This is a genomic window from Paractinoplanes rhizophilus (assembly GCF_042664765.1).
GTDB lineage: Bacteria > Actinomycetota > Actinomycetes > Mycobacteriales > Micromonosporaceae > Actinoplanes > Actinoplanes rhizophilus.
In genome coordinates this window covers 1-17108 of record NZ_JBHTBJ010000074.1, presented here as the reverse complement: position 1 = coordinate 17108, position 17108 = coordinate 1, and the positions used below count along the sequence as shown (strand labels likewise).

25 protein-coding genes and 1 tRNA gene are annotated in these 17108 nt (G+C 68.7%); 12 read left to right on the top strand and 14 right to left on the bottom strand.

Annotated elements, in window-relative coordinates:
* Positions 1-202: 202 nt before the first annotated feature.
* Entirely contained in the window at positions 203-556 is a 354-nt protein-coding gene (locus ACFQS1_RS39480; RefSeq protein WP_378978008.1) for a Fic family protein, read from the top strand.
* 317 nt (positions 557-873) lie between these two features.
* Here ACFQS1_RS39480 and ACFQS1_RS39475 read toward each other — a convergent pair whose 3' ends face one another.
* From ACFQS1_RS39475 to ACFQS1_RS39455, 5 genes are read right to left on the bottom strand one after another with little or no spacing between them, the layout of a single operon-like run.
* Positions 874-1302 carry a hypothetical protein gene (locus tag ACFQS1_RS39475; RefSeq protein WP_378978006.1) on the bottom strand — a complete coding sequence of 143 codons (429 nt, stop codon included), beginning with the start codon at positions 1300-1302 and terminating at the stop codon, positions 874-876.
* A 33-nt stretch (positions 1303-1335) separates the two neighbouring features.
* The gene (locus ACFQS1_RS39470; protein WP_378978004.1) at positions 1336-1830 is read right to left on the bottom strand and encodes an EndoU domain-containing protein; all 495 of its coding nucleotides are present in this window, start codon (positions 1828-1830) and stop codon (positions 1336-1338) included.
* A gap of 6 nt (positions 1831-1836) precedes the next feature.
* Complete coding sequence (locus ACFQS1_RS39465) at positions 1837-2331, bottom strand: WXG100-like domain-containing protein (RefSeq protein ID WP_378978002.1); 495 nt, start codon at positions 2329-2331, stop codon at positions 1837-1839.
* A 3-nt stretch (positions 2332-2334) separates the two neighbouring features.
* Complete coding sequence (locus ACFQS1_RS39460; protein ID WP_378978000.1) at positions 2335-2661, bottom strand: WXG100 family type VII secretion target; 327 nt, start codon at positions 2659-2661, stop codon at positions 2335-2337.
* Positions 2658-3086 (bottom strand): YbaB/EbfC family nucleoid-associated protein, encoded by a 429-nt coding sequence (locus ACFQS1_RS39455; RefSeq protein WP_378977998.1) that lies wholly within the window; start codon positions 3084-3086, stop codon positions 2658-2660. The genes ACFQS1_RS39460 and ACFQS1_RS39455 overlap by 4 nt, the downstream gene beginning before the upstream one ends.
* A gap of 100 nt (positions 3087-3186) precedes the next feature.
* Between ACFQS1_RS39455 and ACFQS1_RS39450 the strand changes: the two genes are divergently transcribed.
* Genes ACFQS1_RS39450 through ACFQS1_RS39440 form a run of 3 tightly spaced genes read left to right on the top strand, consistent with a single transcriptional unit; the run spans position 3187 to position 4426 of the window.
* Positions 3187-3525 carry an ArsR/SmtB family transcription factor gene (locus ACFQS1_RS39450; RefSeq protein ID WP_378977996.1) on the top strand — a complete coding sequence of 113 codons (339 nt, stop codon included), beginning with the start codon at positions 3187-3189 and terminating at the stop codon, positions 3523-3525.
* Positions 3522-4046: an SRPBCC family protein gene (locus tag ACFQS1_RS39445; RefSeq protein ID WP_378977994.1), complete on the top strand. Its 525-nt coding sequence runs from the start codon at positions 3522-3524 to the stop codon at positions 4044-4046. Before ACFQS1_RS39450 ends, ACFQS1_RS39445 begins: the two co-directional genes overlap by 4 nt.
* On the top strand, positions 4046-4426 hold the full coding sequence (locus ACFQS1_RS39440) for a VOC family protein (RefSeq protein WP_378977993.1): 381 nt from the start codon (positions 4046-4048) through the stop codon (positions 4424-4426). Before ACFQS1_RS39445 ends, ACFQS1_RS39440 begins: the two co-directional genes overlap by 1 nt.
* On the opposite strand, the gene ACFQS1_RS39435 is transcribed toward ACFQS1_RS39440, so the two are convergent.
* A complete protein-coding gene (locus tag ACFQS1_RS39435) occupies positions 4423-5295 on the bottom strand; it encodes an SDR family oxidoreductase (protein WP_378977991.1) in 873 nt (290 codons plus the stop codon). The genes ACFQS1_RS39440 and ACFQS1_RS39435 overlap by 4 nt on opposite strands.
* A gap of 62 nt (positions 5296-5357) precedes the next feature.
* Here ACFQS1_RS39435 and ACFQS1_RS39430 point away from each other — a divergent pair, with 62 nt between their 5' ends.
* Positions 5358-5969, top strand: a complete 612-nt coding sequence (locus tag ACFQS1_RS39430; protein ID WP_378977989.1) for a TetR/AcrR family transcriptional regulator — start codon at positions 5358-5360, stop codon at positions 5967-5969.
* Between the two features lie 43 nt (positions 5970-6012).
* On the opposite strand, the gene ACFQS1_RS39425 is transcribed toward ACFQS1_RS39430, so the two are convergent.
* Positions 6013-6864 (bottom strand): hypothetical protein, encoded by an 852-nt coding sequence (locus tag ACFQS1_RS39425; RefSeq protein ID WP_378977987.1) that lies wholly within the window; start codon positions 6862-6864, stop codon positions 6013-6015.
* Entirely contained in the window at positions 6842-7870 is a 1029-nt protein-coding gene (locus tag ACFQS1_RS39420) for a type IV toxin-antitoxin system AbiEi family antitoxin (protein WP_378977986.1), read from the bottom strand. Before ACFQS1_RS39420 ends, ACFQS1_RS39425 begins: the two co-directional genes overlap by 23 nt.
* Positions 7871-8262: 392 nt before the next feature.
* Here ACFQS1_RS39420 and ACFQS1_RS39415 point away from each other — a divergent pair, with 392 nt between their 5' ends.
* The 3 genes from ACFQS1_RS39415 (at position 8263) to ACFQS1_RS39405 (ending at position 9728) form a co-directional block, all read left to right on the top strand.
* Entirely contained in the window at positions 8263-8451 is a 189-nt protein-coding gene (locus ACFQS1_RS39415) for a DUF5808 domain-containing protein (RefSeq protein WP_378977984.1), read from the top strand.
* A 140-nt stretch (positions 8452-8591) separates the two neighbouring features.
* Positions 8592-9299 carry a rhomboid family intramembrane serine protease gene (locus ACFQS1_RS39410; protein WP_378977982.1) on the top strand — a complete coding sequence of 236 codons (708 nt, stop codon included), beginning with the start codon at positions 8592-8594 and terminating at the stop codon, positions 9297-9299.
* Positions 9300-9431: 132 nt separating this feature from the next.
* The gene (locus ACFQS1_RS39405) at positions 9432-9728 is read left to right on the top strand and encodes a hypothetical protein (RefSeq protein WP_378977980.1); all 297 of its coding nucleotides are present in this window, start codon (positions 9432-9434) and stop codon (positions 9726-9728) included.
* 9 nt (positions 9729-9737) lie between these two features.
* On the opposite strand, the gene ACFQS1_RS39400 is transcribed toward ACFQS1_RS39405, so the two are convergent.
* Together ACFQS1_RS39400 and ACFQS1_RS39395 are read right to left on the bottom strand one after the other, a co-directional pair.
* The gene (locus tag ACFQS1_RS39400; RefSeq protein WP_378977978.1) at positions 9738-10580 is read right to left on the bottom strand and encodes an ABC transporter permease; all 843 of its coding nucleotides are present in this window, start codon (positions 10578-10580) and stop codon (positions 9738-9740) included.
* Positions 10577-11539 (bottom strand): ATP-binding cassette domain-containing protein, encoded by a 963-nt coding sequence (locus tag ACFQS1_RS39395; RefSeq protein WP_378977976.1) that lies wholly within the window; start codon positions 11537-11539, stop codon positions 10577-10579. The genes ACFQS1_RS39400 and ACFQS1_RS39395 overlap by 4 nt, the downstream gene beginning before the upstream one ends.
* 459 nt (positions 11540-11998) lie before the next feature.
* Here ACFQS1_RS39395 and ACFQS1_RS39390 point away from each other — a divergent pair, with 459 nt between their 5' ends.
* Both ACFQS1_RS39390 and ACFQS1_RS39385 read left to right on the top strand, forming a co-directional pair.
* On the top strand, positions 11999-12394 hold the full coding sequence (locus ACFQS1_RS39390) for a helix-turn-helix domain-containing protein (RefSeq protein WP_378977974.1): 396 nt from the start codon (positions 11999-12001) through the stop codon (positions 12392-12394).
* Between the two features lie 131 nt (positions 12395-12525).
* A complete protein-coding gene (locus tag ACFQS1_RS39385; protein WP_378977972.1) occupies positions 12526-13074 on the top strand; it encodes a hypothetical protein in 549 nt (182 codons plus the stop codon).
* Between the two features lie 3 nt (positions 13075-13077).
* Here ACFQS1_RS39385 and ACFQS1_RS39380 read toward each other — a convergent pair whose 3' ends face one another.
* Entirely contained in the window at positions 13078-14115 is a 1038-nt protein-coding gene (locus ACFQS1_RS39380; RefSeq protein WP_378977970.1) for an LCP family protein, read from the bottom strand.
* A gap of 104 nt (positions 14116-14219) precedes the next feature.
* Positions 14220-15164 (bottom strand): S-methyl-5'-thioadenosine phosphorylase, encoded by a 945-nt coding sequence (locus ACFQS1_RS39375; RefSeq protein WP_378977968.1) that lies wholly within the window; start codon positions 15162-15164, stop codon positions 14220-14222.
* Positions 15165-15292: 128 nt separating this feature from the next.
* Between ACFQS1_RS39375 and ACFQS1_RS39370 the strand changes: the two genes are divergently transcribed.
* Both ACFQS1_RS39370 and ACFQS1_RS39365 read left to right on the top strand, forming a co-directional pair.
* A complete protein-coding gene (locus ACFQS1_RS39370) occupies positions 15293-15850 on the top strand; it encodes a YqgE/AlgH family protein (protein WP_378977966.1) in 558 nt (185 codons plus the stop codon).
* A gap of 53 nt (positions 15851-15903) precedes the next feature.
* Positions 15904-15979 (top strand) — tRNA-Ala (locus tag ACFQS1_RS39365).
* 57 nt (positions 15980-16036) lie between these two features.
* Here ACFQS1_RS39365 and ACFQS1_RS39360 read toward each other — a convergent pair.
* Both ACFQS1_RS39360 and ACFQS1_RS39355 read right to left on the bottom strand, forming a co-directional pair.
* On the bottom strand, positions 16037-16711 hold the full coding sequence (locus ACFQS1_RS39360; protein WP_378977964.1) for a tyrosine-type recombinase/integrase: 675 nt from the start codon (positions 16709-16711) through the stop codon (positions 16037-16039).
* Positions 16708-16983, bottom strand: a complete 276-nt coding sequence (locus ACFQS1_RS39355) for a phage integrase (protein WP_378977962.1) — start codon at positions 16981-16983, stop codon at positions 16708-16710. The genes ACFQS1_RS39360 and ACFQS1_RS39355 overlap by 4 nt, the downstream gene beginning before the upstream one ends.
* Positions 16984-17108: the final 125 nt, after the last annotated feature.

The window sequence follows — 17108 nt, the reverse complement described above, 5'->3', positions numbered from 1 at the left end:
CCACCCGAGACCGGCTGACACCAACCCCGCCATCACGACGGCGCCGCCGCAACCGGCCACGCCGACCGTCACCATGCCCACGAACCGCGTTACCCACAGTCACCCACGGGAATTGGGAGTACTTACGCTAAGCGACCACTTCGTGCGCTCGCTCCACCGGCGGCTGTACGGTGAGATTTGGGTCTAGGGCGGGGTGTTTCGCATGCGTGAGCTGAACATCGGCGTCGCGCCCTCCCAGATCGCCGTCCAGCTTCGCAGCACGCTGGACACCTTGCGATACCGCTGGGAGCATACGGACGACTGGAGCCCGCGCCAGCTGGGTATTGCCGCACATGCCGAGACCGTCAGAATTCACCCTTTCACTGATGGCAACGGCCGCGCGACAAGGTTGCTCGCCGACCTGGTTTTCGTCGCCGCACAGAGTAGCGAAACACTGGAGCAGTACGACTGGGACCTCGACAAGGTCCGCTATATCACCCTGCTACGCGAGTATGACGGGCACCGCGATGTCCGCGACCTGGCCGCATTTATTGCAGTACAGCCCTTCGGCGAGTAGCCAGCTGGTCGAGCGAACGCCAAGGCGGTTTCACGGTCTTGTTGGCCGCCTCCGTCTTGATTTGATGTCGTTGGCCGGTCGATCCCGAGAGTCTTGGGTGCTTCCAGCGAATCTCTGACGCGCAGGCTCGGCGAGCGCGGCCCGTAGGTGTTGCCCCTGCTCGATGGAGTTCAAGCAAGCGGAGAGCACCTTCACGGCTTGGCGGCCCCCTGCTCGCGGAAAGCGCGAGCAGGGGGCCGTTTCGGTATTCCGTTCCGGCGGCCGAGCCCCCGGACGCCCCGCGGTGCGGTGGTTGCGGTTGAGCGGTGGTTGCGCTTTTAGAAAAGCCGGCCGCGGTACGGGTGGGTGCGGCCCCACTTCTCCTCCCACCGGAGCAGGTCGGCCTGCCACGTCGGAAGGTCCGGGCGGTATTCCCGGACGGCTGGTCGTTCCGGCTGAGCGACCAGGAACCGCCAGTAGTCCTCGATCGCCTCCCGAGCGACGTCGGCCGGGAACTCCCCTTCGGCGCCGGGCACCCACAGATTGGTGATCATCAACCGCGACGGCGTGAACGACACCGCGTAGTTCTCGCTGCTCCATTCCTCGAACGGCGGCTTGCCGCGAGCCACGTCGTCGGACATCGCCAGCGCGTCCAGAGTGACCAGGAAGAACCTGTCGAGGTCAGCGGTCAGCCACTGACCCAGCAGGTCGTACCGCTGGTCCTCGACCTGGTACACGGGCAGGCCATACGTGGGATCGATACCCAAGCTGACAACACTCACCGCGGGCCTCTCGATGCGCTAGGGAACGGGCCAGCCGTGCGTGAAGCCACCGGTCTGGTCGTAGAAGCCTCTTATCGTGACGCCATTGTAGGTACCTGCCCACATGTTGCCGGGGAGCGGCGTGGAGTTCTTGAAGGCGCCGGCCACCGCGTTGTCCACCTGCGCCGGCGTCCAGTGGTCGGGGAAGAATGTGCTGACGCCGCCGAAGCCGGCTTTCGGCTTCCAGGCGCCGGCTGGTGGGTTCAGGGTTGGGTCGAAGAACTCGGGCTCTGCCTCGTACACGCCGTTGGGATAGGTGACCTTCGAGCCGGGCACGAGCCGGCGGTCGGGGAAGTCCTTGCCGCCCGGGCGGTAGTGATAGCCAGAGCCTTTGGGCTTCCCCGGCTTCACGTGACCACCACCGATGGTGTGGGTCGTGAAGTAGGGATTCATCCGATCCGGGCGGCTCCGCTTGCGCGTCTTGCGGAGGAACCGCAGCGCGGCCCGCATGAGCCGTCCGGAGCCCTTCGCCATGTCCGATCAGCCGTCCAGCAGTTGGAGGACGGCCTCCTGCACGAGGTTCCCGACGATTGTCCGGGTCAGCTGCTGGAAGATCGGAATCTCGGCCAAGCTGGCGCCGAACGTGGGCACCGCCGTCGCCACCGCCTGCGCGATCTCCGCCGCCAGGATGGTGAGCTGAGCGATGACCGCCACCTTGAGAGCGAGCACGATCCCGCCGCAGATCATCAGGCCGGTGCCGGTCAGCGTGGCCGCGTTCGCGCCGTCCAAAAGCGTCTTGGCCGGGCTGTCCTCCCTGGCCCACCACGCCTGGAACGCGGCGACGGCCTCGCCCTCGTGCTCGGTCCACACCTCGCCGGCGGTCGACGTCGCGTCCGACACGATCGCCTCCAGCCGGTCGGAGAACGACATCCACGCCTGGCCCATCTCGACCAGCGCGCTCTCGTCGGCCTCCGGCCAGTGGTAACCGAGGACGCTGAGCAGCGACCGAAGCTCGCCCGGGATCTCCATGCCCATTTGTCAGTCCCCGGGCTCGGCGAGAAGCCCATGAAAACGGCCACTGACGCTCTCGTCCACCTCCGTGTACCGCGCGCTGATCTCCACCACATCGGCGCCCGCCTCGGCCATCTCGTCCAGGGCGTCCTGGTAGCACTCGAACGCCCACGACGACACCTCATCATGGGCGGCGCCGATCAGCGAACCGATGTCGTCGCTTCCCCAGGGCGCGCCGAAACCGGCCAGCTCCGACTGGAACGACGCCAGCTCCGAGGAGAGCCGCGAAGCGATGCTTTGCAGGGCCGACCCCGACGCCGAAAGCCGCTCGGGATCGATCCGGAAGCCGGTCATCGGTCACCGGCCCGGCGGGCGAGCTGCTCCTGCGCTTCGACCAAAGACGCCGTCAGCTTCGCGAACTGGCGCTCGGCGTTGAGCTGGATCTCCTTGAGCTGGTCGGTGAGCGCGCCGAGGCTGGCCGTACCGGCGGTGGCCACGGCTCGGCCCTGCAGATCGGCAAGTGCGGCGTTGACGGCCGACTCGATCTCCCGCGCCAACTCCTCGCCGTTCAGCCGCAGCACCGACGGATCCAGCTCGAGGCTTTCTATCCGCCCGGGCAGCACCGCCCGAACCCGGACCCGACCGTCGACGGCCTCGCCCGTACCGATGGGCGGCTCCTGTTCGTCCTGGTCGCCGGCGGGCGTCTCAGCTCGGCCGAGGGCGGCCAGCACGTCGGCCAGCGAGCCTCTGACGCCGGAAGGATCGATCGGGTCCGTCATCGTCAACCTCCTCGCGGGGCAGCCGCGCCAGAACCGCGACCATATCCAAACCTGTCAAATGAAGGCGGCCTCCTATGTACCCTTACTATTACGTAACAGGTTGGGTACGCTGACGCGCAATATGGATGACGTATTGCAGGCGCTTGCCGACCCGAGCCGGCGCACCGTGCTCGAGATTCTCCGCAGCCACCCGGCGACCGCCGGTGAACTGGCGGCGGCACTTCCGATCGCCCGCCCGGGGGTGTCGCGACACCTGCGCGTGCTTCGGGAGGTCGGGCTGGTCGATGTCCGGCAGGACGCGCAACGCCGCATCTACACCCTCCGGCCGGAGGCGCTGGTCGAGGTGGATCAGTGGCTGGAGCCGTACCGCGCGCTCTGGCGAAACCGCCTCGATGCCCTGCACACGGAGATCGCCCGAGGAAAGAAGGAGCGGAAGTGAAGATCGTCGGAACTATCCGGTCGCTCGACGAGGCCCGCGGTGCGGTTCGCGTCGAGGACGTCTATGACACCGACATCGACGACCTGTGGGAGGCGTGCACGAATCCGGAACGGCTCGCACGCTGGATCGCCAAGGTCTCCGGCGACCTGCGGGCCGGTGGCTTGTTCGACGCGATCTTCACGAGTACCTGGACGGGTCCTGGGCGCATCGATGTCTGCGAGAAGCCCCACCATCTGGTGCTCACCACCGAGCCGGGCACCGCGGACGAGGGCCAGATCGAGGCGTGGCTGAGCGAAGAGGGCCCGAGGACGCGCTTGGTCGTCGAGGAGCGCGGCCTGCCGCGGGAGCGTCTCCACTTCCACGGCGCCGGATGGCAGGCCCATCTCGAGGATCTCGCGCGGTCCCTCGCGGGCGGGGCGGTGCCGACTCCCGATTCGTGGAACGAGCGGACGCCGGAGCCGACCTGGCATGCGCGGTGGACCGAGCTGACGCCGACGTACCAGCAGAGGGGACTCCGCTGATGTCCGGCGCGATCAGGCTCAGTGGCGTCACCGTCAACGCGCCGGACGCGATCGTACTGGCCAGGTTCTACGCCGCGATCACTGACGGCGTGGCGAAGGGGGACGCCCACTGGGCGACCGTCACCGGACCCAACGCGGACATCGGCTTCCAGCAGGTCGACGACTTCCGCCCACCGGTGTGGCCGGTCGGTGCCGTTCCGATGCAGATGCACCTCGATTTCTTCGTCGACGACCTCGAAGCCACCGAGGCGCGGGTCCTTGCCGCCGGCGCCACCCGCTTCGACTTCCAGCCGAACTCCGACCACTGCTTTGTCTACGCCGATCCGGCGGGTCACCCCTTCTGTTTGTCCACTTGGGACGGCGTACAGATCGACGGCTAGCGGATGCCGACGTCCTGGGGCGCGGGGTAGTGGGCGCGGAGGTTGGCCGCTACCGCGCGGTCCAGCAATCGGTCGGGGAGGATGCGGGTGAGGCGGGTCAACATCGCGGCGTCCCGGCCGATCGTGTAGCGGATCCGGGGCCGTCGGTCGGTGACGGCGTTGGCGATGATCCGAGCGGCCCGGTCGGCGGGCAGGCCGGCCTCGGTGAAGGCTCGTGTGTGGGACACGATCGCCTGCATCAGCGGGCCGTAGCGTGCCCGCTGTTCCGGAGTCATCTCGGCGGCCAGCCGGTTGGCGGTGGCGATGCCGCGATCGGACATCTCGGTCTGGACGCCGCCGGGCTCCACGACGACTACCTGGACGCCGTGCGGCGCCACCTCCCGACGTAGGGCGTCGCTCATCGCCTCCAACGCGAACTTGCTCCCCGCGTACGCCCCGTAGCTCGCCATCGCCACCTTGCCGCCCACCGAACTGATGTTGACGATCCGGCCCTTGCTCTCCAGCAGGGCGGGCAGAAACGCCTGGATGACCGCCACGTGGCCGAAGAGGTTCACCTCGAAGGAGCGCCGCCATTCGCTGAGCGGCAGGGTTTCCACCGGGGCGTTGGCGGCGACGCCGGCATTGTTGACCACGGCACGCAGCGTGCCTCGGAACTGGCCGGCCAGCTTCGCGATCTGGTCTTGGTCGGTGATGTCCAGGATGACCGGTTCGATACCGGCGTCGCGGATGGCGTCGCCATCGCTGTGGCGGCGTACGCCGGCCAGGACGTGAAAGCCGCGGCGAGCCAATTCCCGCGCGGTGGCCGCACCCATGCCGACCGACGCGCCCGTGACGAGGACGTACTCCCGAGTTTCAGTTGACGTTGTCATCTGACTTACTATCCGGGCTTGAGATGACATTGTCAACTGAAGGCATCGGTACGCTGTCTGGCATGGTCAGCCGCCTCGAGTCCGCCGCCGCCACCCGGCGCGCCCTGCTGGACGCGGCCGCCGAGTTGCTCGACGAGGGCGGCCCCGAGGCCGTGACGTTGCGCGAGGTGGGTGCGCGGGCTGGGGTGAGCCGCGGCGCGCCCTATCGGCATTTTGCCGACAAGGACAGCTTGCTGACCGCGGTCGCGGCCGAGGCCTGGGACCGGCTCACCGACGAGACCCGAGATTTGCGTACGGATGAGGCTCTGGCACCCGCCGAGCGGCTGTACGCGGCGGTGACCGGCCTGATCGCGGTCGGGCGTCGCCGGCCGCATCTGTACCAACTGATGTTCACCGCCCCGGCCGGCGATCCGACGGCGCTGCTGCAGGCCGCGGGCCGCAACCAGGACGAGTTCCTGGCGATTGTCGGCGAATTGGTCGGCAGCCGCGACGCCCGGCATTACGGCGCGCTGTTGCTCACCAGCGCGCACGGAATCGTCGGCATGGAGGTAGCCGGCCATCTCGCCGGCGAGAAATGGGGCACCACGGCCGAGGAACTGATCACCACCCAGGTGGGCTTGATCGAGGCCGCAACCCGACACCAACCCGCGCCGGCGGCGGAGGCCCGTCGATAGCGCCGGTTCGCGGAAGCGTGTGTTCGGTTTTGGACGGCGTTCATCATTTCTGAACACGGCTTGAGTGGAAGCCCAGCCCCCGCTCCATTCCTTGGATCAGCTCCCTGCGGCGCGCCGGAGAACTGGGCCAGGCGGGAGCGCCTGTTGCCGCCATTTCGACGTAGAGCGACTCTGCCCGCGGGCCCGGCCAGCTTCCAGCGAGCTCGGAAGTGCGGCTGCCGAGGACTCCGGCAATATCCCGCCCGAGGACACGGGCGGCGGCCACCGGATAGTCCGCGCCCTCCTCCACCAGGATGTCGACGCCCTCTTCCGTGTCGTAGAGGAACGCATAGACCGCGGGCAGCTCCGAATACCAGTGGAGAACCGAGGCGATGTCGGAAGCATCCTTGTACTTGTGGTAGGCGCTGCGATCGAGCCACGCGGCCAGCTTGAGCGCAGCGTAGCCGGCGATGGTGGGAATACGTATTGTTCCGGCGTTGGGCAGAGTGAGCGGGCCGGAAGCATGGAACACCTCGGTGAAGCCGAGGACGCCCATCGACTCGGCGCGAGCCGGTGGCTTGACCGTGCCCGGTGGCCTTTCCAAGCGGCCGAACGGAATGAGGTCGGTGGGCACGTCGGCGACCTTGTACCGGATGCGGGTGTCGCCGACCGGCTCCAACCTTTTCGTCAGTCCGTCGTACGCGGCCCAGTCGGCCAAAGCCAACCCGAAGTCGATGTCTTCGGTGGTCCGGAGCCCGGACTGCTGTCCCGAGGCGCTGCGCAAGATGTCGCGGCAATGCGCGCCCACGATCATCACGTTTTCGGGGCGAAGCTCGGTCGACTGGGCCAGGAGTGCGGTGACCACCGCGTCCGGGAGCTGCAACAGCGCGGGATCACACTTGGTCAGATCGAGCAAAGCGGGCCCTCCAGCTCTGTGCGACCTCACGGAGGCGCGCGTCTCTCGTGGCTACGAGATCGGCGTAGACCAGCGGCCACGGGGCGTTCTGGCCGTTCGGCGCGAACTGTTCCTCATCAGCCCGTGGTGAGGCCCAAAACTTCCGGCGAAGGAAGATGTTCGGCGCGCGGTCGGGACTCGCATCCCATCGGTTCAGGATGGGGAACCTCGGATCCACACGGTCGAGGTAGATCGTCAACGTCGCCGGACGCACGACTCCGATGCCGTTGGCCGACTCGCCGCTGCGATAAACAGGGCGCTCTGGCGTCACGCCGCTGAGGGGCCGAGACGGGTCGCCGTGATATCTGGCGAGCGCGAGTCGCGGGCCGAGGCCGGTCAGATAAGCGGCCGTCCAGAGGTCGAGAAGTTCGTCGTTCCGCTCCAGCCTCCGCGACCCCGGCGCCAGGAAGCCGGTCTGCTGAAGTCGAAGGACGGTGTCGTGCGCCTGTCCCGTGGAAACTCCAGCAGCGGCCGCGATCTCCCGGACTGTCGCATCCGAGAGGTCCGGCCAACTGAGCAACGCGAGGATGACTTGTGAACGCCGGGAACTGAAGAGGTTCGTGGGGTGCGGTGGTCGATCGGGCTGACGGTGGGCACCGGACGTGAGGGCCGGTTCGGTGCGGCCGCGCACGTCGATGAGCACATCGCCGAAGGTGATGAAGGCGTTGCCCGATGCATCCACGAACTGAATGCCCGCGGCGCGCAGGGCGTCGGCGCTGCGCCGGCTGATGCGGTCACCGACGATCAGCCGCGGATCGGAGTATCCGCCGGGTCGCTCCGGTTTGTCATGGATCACCGAGCTGAGAGTCATCGGTGCCTTCGCCTCCGCGGCGTACCGCTGCCGCTGGCGGCCGCGCGACAGGGTGAGGACCGCGTCGATACCGGCTTCCGGCACCGACTGCTCGGCGTCAAGGGCGACACCTAGCTCGCGCAGGCGCTCTCGTACGGCGTCCAAGAGGCCGTTCACGATGACCAACGCTAGACTCCGTTCATTCGCTGCCCACGTTCATCATAACTGAACGCCGCCCAGAACCGAACGACCCGACGGCCCGGTTAGGAATGTCCGCTCGATCCATCCCGCGAGACGGCCCAGATGGGGGTCATCATCGGAGCGCGACCGGAAGAACCGGACAAGACCCTGCAGGTCGTCCGTGCTCAGGTCCTCGATCCGGCACATCAGGCCGACGGTCAGCGGATCACTCAGGTGGCTAGGCCCCTTGCGGCTCCGGTCTCGGATGAGGGCGCGCAGCTGGGCCCGGGGCAGGATTAGCAGCCAGACGGTCGTCAATTCGCGGCGCAGCTCGGTGCTCAGATCCTCGGCGACCGCCGCCAGGGTGTCCGGTGGGGAGACACTGGGTTATGACGGGATGGCAGGGCTGGTTCTACTCGGACCCGCGGGATCCGCGACTGTTCGTGCCGCGCCGCTCGGGCCTGGGCCTGACGCTGAACTTCGGGCATCCGGCCGCGTGGCGTGTCCTCGGTGGCATATTCGGGGCGATGGTGCTCATCGCGATCATCGGCACGCTGCTGGAGGCCCGGGCACGATGACGGTCCCCGCACGGTGAGTTCGCCGGTGACGGCGGGCGGTCCCAGGACAGATGTCAGGGGTACGCCTGACCCGTTCGGCACGGCGGCAGCACGTCGGCCGGTGAGAAGCTGACTGCGGGTCGACGATCGGGGGAACGAACATGGTTGCGGTGCTGTATCTGTGCGCTGCCGCGGTGGTCATCTCGGGTAGCCAGGTGCTGCTCGGCCTGGCTGGGCCGCAGGGCCGGATACCGCCGTGGGAGTTCGCCCGGGTGATCTGGCGGCGGCCGGTTCCGCCGGTGGCGGCCGGTCTGGTCGCGCTGATGGCCGCGATGGCCGTCGCGCAGACCGTGCACCCGGCGCTCGTCGACGTTCTCCAGCGCGACCCCGACGGCGGCTGGTGGCGGTCCGTGACCGCGGTGCTGGTCAACTCGGACGGCTGGTTCCAGCTGCTCTTCAACTTCGCCGCACTGATCGCGGTGGCCCCGGTCGCGGCCCGCGTGCTCGGGAACATCGGGACTCTGGTGGTCTACCTGGTCGCCGGGCTGGCGTCGCACATCGTCAGCACGGCCGGCTGGTCGCCGCACGGCGCCGGCAATTCGGTGGCGATCTGCGGTCTGGTCGGCGCCCTGACGGTCGGCTACGCCCTCCGCGGTGCGCGAAGCGGCTTGTGCCTTCTCGCCGTTCTGGTCCCGATCGCCGCCGTGATCCTCTGCCTGCTGACCAACAACCACGGTGTCGGCCTGGCGGTCGGGTGTCTCGCCGGCGTCCTGTTCGCATGCCTTCCGACGCCGGCCAAGATGCTGGCCACCGGCTTGCCGCAGCCCGGTCAGCTCGGGCCGGCCAAGGCCGACGACATCCGCGCGTAGGCGTGCCTCCGCGGTGGCCCTGCCCGTGACCTGGTGCGACGAGGATGAAGACGGATCGGTCCGCGCGCATAGACACGGGCAGAAGGTAATCCGACGACAGGAGCTCGACGTCATGGAACGGCCAGATCGCTGATGGCTGCGGCGGCGCAGGCAGCGGCCGGGACCAACGCCGACACGGACGCCGCGGTGATTCGCGCGTCGTTGGCCGATCCGGACCGGTTCGCGGGCGACCTACGACCTCGGTATCCCGGCCACAACATCTTCGCGGCCGCCTTCGATCCGGCCGGCGCGACGGTGGTTCGCTCGCCGGACATCGCGAAGGGCACCGCCGAGTTGCGGCTGGGGCCGAAGCCCAAGCCGGGCGACGTGATCTACAAGTCCGCGTTGCTGCGGATCGCCATCGTGGACAAGGCCGGCGAACGGCCGTAACGGTCGCGGTTATTTGCGGTTGTAGAGGCGCATGGTGAGGGTGCCGAAGACGATGACCAGCAGGGCGCTGGCCACCAGGGTCCACATCAGCGAAGGCATGTGCAGACTGCCGGACATGATGTGGCGGATCGCCGTCACCAGGTGCGTGATCGGGTTGACCTCGACGAAGGCCTGCAGCCACCCGGGCATGGTCGAGGGCTCGACGAAGACGTTGCTGAGGAACGTCAACGGGAACAGGACCAGCATGCTCACGCCCATCACCGACTTTTCCGAGCGCAGGAGCAGGCCGAACATCGTCCAGATCCAGGAGAAGGCGAACGAGAAGACGACCAGCAGAGCCATGCCGGCGACCACGCCCAGGACGCCGCCGCCGGGACGGAAGCCCAGCGCCAGGCCCACCAGCATGATGGTGGTGGCGGCCAGGATGTAGCGGAGGACGTCGCCGAAGATCATGCCGACCAGGGCGGCGGGGCGCCAGACCGGCAGCGTGCGAAAGCGGTCGAAGACGCCCTTCTCGATGTCGGTGTTGAGGCCGACGCCGGTGTACATCGTGATCATCACGACGCTGGTGACCATGATGCCGGGGAGGAAGAACTGCAGGTACTCCTTGGTGGAGCCGGCCAGGGCGCCGCCGAAGAGATACGTGAACATCAGGGTCATGATGATCGGGAACGCCGTCACGTCGAACAGCTGCTCGGGGACGTGCTTGATCTTCAGAACCGCCCGCCAGCCGAAGGTCATCGACGCCGACCACGCGCTCGGGCGGGCCGGGCGGTCGCCGCGGGAGAGGACCGCGGCCAGCGTCTCGGCCGACGGAGTGTAGGCAGTCGCGCGCTCGGACGTGGTGCTCATGCCGCGGCCCCCGCCCGGGCGGTGAGCGCCAGGAAGACCTCGTCGAGGCTGGGCTGGCCGAGGGAGAAGTCGTCGACGACGATGCCGGCGTCGGCGAGCAGCGCCAGGGCCCGCGACGCCTGCTCGGCGGCGAGGACGTCGGAACCGGAGGCGCGGGCGGTCAGCGCCACCGGATCGGCGTCGAGCCGGACCGTCGTGCCCAGCGCCGATGTCAGGACGGCGGAGGCGGCCTCGCGCTGGGCCGCGTCGCGCAGGCGGACGTGGACCGTGCCGGCGCCGATCGACGACTTGAGCTCGCCGGGCGTGCCCTCGGCGATCACGCGGCCGTGATCGATGACCGCGATGCGCTGGGCCAGCTGGTCGGCCTCGTCCAGATATTGCGTCGTCAGCAGGACCGTCGTACCGTTGGCCACCACGACCCGCACGATGTCCCACACCTGATTGCGGCTGCGCGGGTCGAGGCCGGTCGTGGGCTCGTCGAGGAACAGCAGGTCGGGCGTGTTGAGGATGCTGGCCGCGATGTCGATGCGGCGGCGCATGCCGCCGGAGTACTTCTTGACCTGGCGGTCGGCGGCTTCGGCCAGGCCGAACGCCTCGAGCAGCTGGGCGGCGCGATCGCGGGCCCGCGATTTCGGGTGGCCCAGCAGGCGGGCCAGCAGGATCAGATTTTCGGTGCCGGTCAAGTCTTCGTCGACCGAAGCGTATTGACCCGTCAGGCTCACCCGGCCGCGAACCGCGTCGGCCTCGCGCACGACATCGTGGCCGAACACGCGGGCGGCCCCGCCGTCGGGACGCAGGAGGGTGGCGAGCATGCGCACGACGGTGGTCTTGCCCGCGCCGTTGGGCCCCAGCAGGCCGTAGACCGTGCCCGCGGGCACGGTGAGGTCGACACCGTCGACGGCGCGGTTGTCGCCGAATGTCTTGACGAGACCGGTTGTCTCGATGGCTGGTGCGGTCATGGGTCGTCCCTTCGTTGGGCGTGACCCATGGTCCCCTACTGGTACGACATTTTTCGAAACAACCTCGGCCGTCAGCGGGAAGTACGCGACGTGCGGCGAGCCGCGTTGGTGCCGTGGCCGGCGAAATGCCCGAGGCCGCTGTTGTCATGACGGCGGCGTCGCGGCGCCGGAAGATCCGCACCGGGTGCTCTCGCCGCCACGGGAGCACCCGGTGCCGCTGGGGCGACGGGCTCGGGGAGGGCCACCGCGGCCGGCCGGCGGCGGCGTGCCACGAGGAGGCGGAACAGCAGGAGCAGCGTCGCGCACGTGACGACAATCAGGAAGATCATCAACGTGCCACCGCCTCTCGGAGAAGAGCCCATTGGTTATCGAGACAATGAAGGTATCAGTGCCCGATCCCGTAGCCAATCAGCCGCTCGGACTACGGCCATCGTGGAGAACCCGGCCTATGCTGTGCCGATGGCAGCGACCGGCTTCGGGGTCTACCTCAAGGAAGCGATCCTGGCCGCCCGGTTTCCGACTCCGACGCACTTCGCGCGGGCCGCGGGCACCGATCCTTCGGTGGTGCTGCGCTGGCTGAGCGAGGAGCAGCGCCCCACCATCAGGTCGATCGAGCGCATCGCCCCGGTGCTCGGCAAGAGCATCAACGAGCTGGTCCTCGCGGCGTACCCGGATCGGCTGAACGGCCCGGCGCCGGCGGCCGTGCCCGCCGCTCACCCGCTGGTCCACGAGCTCGCCCGGATGCTGGCCGACGACTCGCCGATCCCGCGCGCCGACCGCGAGGCGCTCGAGACCGTCCTCGATCGGATGCTCGAGCCGTACCGGAGGGTGCTGCGCCGCCGCAGGTCCGGGTGACCGGAGCAAGCAGGTCCGGGTGACACGAGGAAGCCGGTCCGGGTGACAGAAGGATGACAGTTACGCGTCTCAAGGGGACGTCGTCGCTGGTCGATGTCGCGCTGAGCGCCGCGGCGCACTAGCCTCGACCCGTGACCGAGCGGGCGCGCGCCGAACACCACTCCAGCCTGGGGGGATGGCACCTCCACATCAGCAAGCTGCTGGTGGTGGCCATCATCGTCGCCACCGCGGCGACCGGTGCGCTGATCGTGACGGTGCTGACGCAGATGCCGTCGGGTCAGACCCCGCCTCCGCCTCCGCCGGGTGGATTGCCCCCGCCGCCGCCCAACCTGCGCCCGCTGGCGGTCTTCTCGATCGTGACCGGCTTCTTCGTGCTGTCCTGGCTGGCCGTACTCGTGGTCTTCGCCCGCGACCAGGTCCTCGGCCTGCTGCGGCAGCAGGCCGCGCCGACGCCCCCGGGCGTGTCGGGCGACGACCTGGCCGCGGCGCTCGGCGATCTCCGGACGGAGATCGCCGGCGACCGCGAGCGCGATCTGCAAACTCTGGCCGAGCGGATGGCCGAGGTGACTTCCGAGTACGGCGAGAGACGCGAGACCGACGGATATCTCAGCGGCATGCGCGCGGCCACGAGCGGCGAGCCCCCATCCGAGAACGTCCGCTCGCTGCGCCCCAAGCGGTAGGGTCTAGCTCCCGCTGACCGCTTGATATCCCGGGTGGCGCCGGAAGTACGTGTCCATCGTGTCCGCCCGCAGCGCTAGGAAGAGCTCGCGGCATCCGGCCGTGTCCAGCCGGTTCGCGGTGCCGGCGGCGGTGCGCACGAAGCCGGTCGACGGGATCGTTGTGTAGTGGAGGTCGTCCGGGCGCAGGCCGGAGAGCCGGCGCGCGGTCGCGGTGAGGTCCAGCCCCGCGTCGACGACCAGGGCCTTCGCCACCTCGGAGAGCAGCGAGGTGAGCCGCATCGGGTTGGCGAGCACGCCCATCGAGAGGATCCGGTCGCCGAGCGCGCGCAGATACTGCTGCTGGCGCTTGACCCGGTCGAAGTCGCCCTGGGCGAGGCCGTACCGCTGGCGGACGTAGATCTCGGCGCGCTTGCCGTCGAGGTGGTTGACGCCGGCGTGGAAGCGGTAGCCGGTGCGGCCGTCGGTGACCGCCTTGCGGACCTGCACGTCGACCCCGCCGACGATGTCGGTGATCTTGCGGATGGCGGCGAAGTCGACCCGCACCACGTGGTCGATGGCCAGACCGGTCAGGTGGCTCACCACCTGCAGCATCAGGGGTGCGCCGCCCCAGGCGTACGCGGAATTGATCTTGGTCTTGCCCCCGGGCCAACGGCCCGGCACGGGTGGGATGTAGACGTGCGAGTCCCGGGGGATCGAGACGACGCTCGCGTGATCGTGGGTCGCGTCGACGTGGACCAGCATGATCGTGTCGCTGCGGGATTGCTCCTGCGTCCAGGTGGCGCGCGTGTCGACGCCGAGGATCAGGTAGTTCGTGCCGGCGCCGGCCAGCGCATCGGAGGGCGCCCGCGACGGCCCGGTGACGATCACGTACTCGGGGGCCTCGGTGATCCGCGGCAGCGCGGCGGCCCGGCCGAGGATGTCGTCGCGCGCGACCTCGCCCTCGACGTGTCCGGCATACAGGGCGGCGGCGCCGAAACCCGCCCCGGCCAGCCCGATCAGGACGGCAAGGGTCACCACGACCACTTTCGCCCACCGTGCCACCGCGCCACCTTCGGTCCCGGCGTCGCCACCGGAGGCGGACGCTCGCAGGACCTATCGGCTTCGGCGCGGATCCCGTGAGCCGGGGCGCCGGTCACCCGTCGGCGTCAGGGCAACTCGATCGGGATCTTGATCCCGTCAAGAGCGGAGGAGCAAACACATTCGCGTACGGCGGGAAGCTTCGTCACCGCGTCGAGCAGCACCCGGCGCAACCGTTCCGTGTTCTCCCCGAACACCCGGAACACCTCGTCCTGGGTCACCCCGTGATCGCCCTCCACGCCGGCGTCCAGGTCGGTGACCAGGGCGATCGTCGAGTAGCAGACGGCCAGCTCACGGGCGAGCACCGCCTCGGGGTGGCCGGTCATGTTCACCACGGCGCCGCCGATCGAGGTGAACCACCGCGACTCGGCACGGGTCGAGAAGCGGGGCCCCTCCACGACCACCGTGGCGCCGCCGTCGACCGGCCCGACCTCGCTCTCCAGCAGGACGCGCCGGCCGTTCGGGCAGTACGGGTCGGCGAAGTTCACGTGCACGGCGCCCTGGTCGTAGTAGGTCTGCACCCGCCCGCTGGTGCGGTCGATCAGCTGATCGGGGACCACGAACGTGCCCGGGCCCAGCTCGGGACGCAGGCCGCCGACGGCGCAGGGCGCGATGATCTGGCGTACGCCCAAGGCGCGAAGCGCCCAGATGTTGGCCCGATAAGGGATCTTGTGCGGCGGGTAACGATGATCACGCCCGTGCCGCGGCAGGAACGCCACCCGGCGCCCGCCGATCTCGGCCACGGTGATCGGATCCGACGGCGGACCGTAGGGGGTGGACACCTCCACCTCCGTGGCGCCCGCGCTTGTCTTTATTGCGGAGCCTGCGCCGGTCGCGTCCCCGACGCCCGCGTTTGCCGCGTTCGTGGCGTCCTCGTTTGCCACCCCCGCGGTGCCCGTGCTCGCCGCCCCCGCGGCGCCCGCGTTTGCCGCCCCCGTGGTGCCCGCGCTTGCCGCCAGGAGCGAGTACAGCCCCGAGCCGCCGATGACACCGATCTCCGCCTCTGCGTTCATGGGCAGACCTTATCGAGGCCCGGAATCACGGGCTAATGTGCTGAGCATGGCGTTGGTGGAAGAGGACTACCCCCGGGCGCTGTGGGCAGCCCGTGTATAGCGAGGGTCAGCGGATCGGAGGCCGGTCGATGGAGTCGATGACCGGCAGGTTGCTGGTGGCGACCCCGACCCTCAAAGATCCCAACTTCGACCGTACGGTCGTGCTGCTCGTGGCCCACGAGTCCGGCGGCGCCCTCGGCGTCGTGCTCAACCGGGCGACCGAGGTCCCCGTCTCCGACGTCCTCGGCCCCTGGGGCGAGCTCGCCGGCGACCCCGCCGTGCTCTTCGAGGGCGGTCCGGTGCAGCCCGAGTCGGCCATTTGCCTGGCACGCACCCGCCCCGACGTGAAACGGCGCCTCAACGGCTTCCATCAGGTCTCCGGCGCCCTCGGCACCGTCGACCTCTCCGGCGACCCCGACCGCATCCGCGACAGCGTCGCGGGGATCCGCGTCTTCGCCGGTTACTCCGGGTGGTCGTCGGGCCAGCTCGAGGAGGAGATCGCGGCCGGCTCCTGGTTCGTCCTCGACGCCCTACCCGGCGACGCTTTCGTCAACCGCCCCGACGACCTCTGGGCGATGGTCCTGCGCAGGCAGGGCGATATCTTGGCGGCGGTGGCCCACTTCCCGCCGGACCCCCTCCTCAACTGACCGGGAGAGGTGTGTAGTATTTCCTCCGTGCCCGGGCGAACCGGGGACGGTATGGGGCTGTGGCGCAGCTGGTAGCGCACCACACTGGCAGTGTGGGGGTCAGGGGTTCGAGTCCCCTCAGCTCCACCAGGAGAAACGCCCGGACGAAGATCCGGGCGTTTCCATTTGTGCCAGATCCGTGCCAGATCACTTGGTAGCCTGCGTCCGGGCCTCAACGGTCAGCGCGTCCAAGGCCGCCGCGATGGCGTCATCGCGATCCCGGCTCGCGTGCTGATAGATCATGGCTGCCCGCGTGCTGGAGTGGCCGATGCGGGTCATCAGCTCCTTGAGGGTCGCGCCGCTCTGCGCCGACCAGGTGCTCCCGGTGTGCCGCAGGTCGTGAGGGTGGAGATCCATGTCATCGGGAATCCCGGCACGCTTGAGTGCCGCTCGCCAGACCCGGTGGAAGTTGCGTCGCCGAGGGATGCCGCCCAGCGGACCCACGAAGAGCCGCCCGTGCGCGCCCGCCTGGGCGTATCGGTCAAGGTGGGTCTCGATGTCACCGCGAAGACCGGCGGGAAGGCTGATGGGCCGCTTGCCGGCGTCGGATTTCGGGTCGCCATCCTCCTGGGTGCCATCTTCCATCTCGGCGGTGGCCAGCCGCACGCGCAGCTCCATCTTGCCGAGGTCGATGCTGTTGCGCCGGAGAGCGACCAGCTCGCCGAACCGCAGTTGCGCGAAGGCCGCCAGGAGGATCATCAGCCGATAGCGCGCGTCAATGTGCTCAGCGATTGCGAATACCTGATCAAGTGTCGCGGTCGGGCGTTCATTGGCCTTATCGTGGCCAGCGCCCTTGATGCGGCAGGGGTTTCGGCGAATCACATCGTCGTCGACAGCGTGACGAAGATGGCGTGAAGAATACGATAGGTTTTCGCTACGGTGGACCCGCCGATGCCAGCGTCCAGACGTCCTTTGCGCCATGTCCGGATGTGCTGTGCGGTTATCTGGTTAAGCGCGACGTTTCCCAAATATGGGCGGACATGAAGCCGGATGCTTCGCTCGTATTCCTCGCGTGTCCTGGGCTTCAGGTCGCGTTCTTTGATCCAGCGAGTGATGTAATCGTCAAGTTTCTCTTTGCCCGCGTCGGGATCCACCCAGGGCCCCGGCAAAGTCGTCAGATGATCCCGAGCAGGGCGAGTGGGCGGGCGCTGTCGCGGGCGTGGTACCGGTTGGCGGCGGCGATGTTGGTGACGCCGGCGAGGCGCAAAGTGCCGATGGC